Source organism: Enterovibrio makurazakiensis (assembly GCF_050336585.1).
Classification (GTDB): domain Bacteria; phylum Pseudomonadota; class Gammaproteobacteria; order Enterobacterales; family Vibrionaceae; genus Enterovibrio; species Enterovibrio gelatinilyticus.
In genome coordinates this window covers 1-1195 of the sequence record NZ_JAKJSE010000057.1, presented here as the reverse complement: position 1 = coordinate 1195, position 1195 = coordinate 1, and the positions used below count along the sequence as shown (strand labels likewise).

Genomic DNA, 1195 nt, shown 5'->3' with positions numbered 1-1195 from the left:
ATGCAGACAATGACGGTGTGAATAACGATGTGGATTTGGACTCCGACAACGACACCATTCCTGATGTGGTCGAAGCCGGTCTGACCGATGCGGACGGTGATCTGATGGTCGACAGTATCGACCTGCAAGCCAGCGTCGACCCTGCCCCAGATTCTGACGGTGATGGCATTCCTGATTACCTTGATTTGGAAAGTCAGAATGCTGAAAACGACGGCACCGCCTTTGACATGCACGGCTATCACTTCGCGGCCTTCGACACCAACGGTGACGGCATGCTAAACCTTCAAGATGGTGAAGGCGGCGGCGATGTGAATGGAAATGGCGTTGACGATCGTGCCGAAGACTCGGACGGTGATGGTATCTCCAACCCGAACGATGAAGACGATGACAACGACGGCACGCTCGATATCTACGATGCCTTCCCGTTCGATCCTAATGAAGACACGGACACCGATGGTGATGGCGTGGGCGATAACGGCGATGCCTTCCCAACGGATGCCACTGAGACAACCGATACTGACGGCGATGGCGTCGGTGATAACAGCGATGCCTTCCCTAACGATGCGTCTGAAACCACGGACTCTGACGGCGACGGTGTGGGCGACAATGCCGATGCCTTCCCTGACGATGCCACTGAAACCGCGGATTCCGATGGCGATGGTGTGGGTGATAACAGCGATATCGACCGCGATAATGATGGTTTATCCGATGAATTGGAGCTTCGCACCAGTGCTGACATTGTGGATTGGCCGGTGCAAACCGGTAATTCGAGCTTCACTGACGGTGTGCTCTCCGCCAACGGCGGYTCTTGGWCKTAYCAAGCCAACTCTGCGCGTTTCTCTACCTATGGATTTAGCGACAGCTACCRTTTGAACTTCACGGTCGATGCGCTGGGCAGCAACAATATGTTTGGCTTGGGGAATGTAGAAAGCTCAGCCAGGTATGGTGATATCGATTATGCCTTCTACATCGTCAATACCACCTTATATGTCTACGAAAGTGGTGCGTATCGCGTCAACTTCGGTGCTGGCAGYGTRGCGGTTGGTGATGTGCTCACGCTGGAAGTCGATAAYGGCACAGTGCGGTATCTGCGTAATGGTGAGGAAATCAGGACAGTCACCTATTCGGGTGAAACACCGGATTTCTATGTCGATTCCAGCTTCTATAATGGTGCGATGCGCCTCAGCAATATCGA

1 pseudogene is annotated in these 1195 nt (G+C 53.4%); it reads left to right on the top strand.

The annotated features are described in order from the left end of the window. A pseudogene (locus L4D06_RS25365) lies at positions 1–1195 on the top strand (hypothetical protein); the annotation flags it as partial.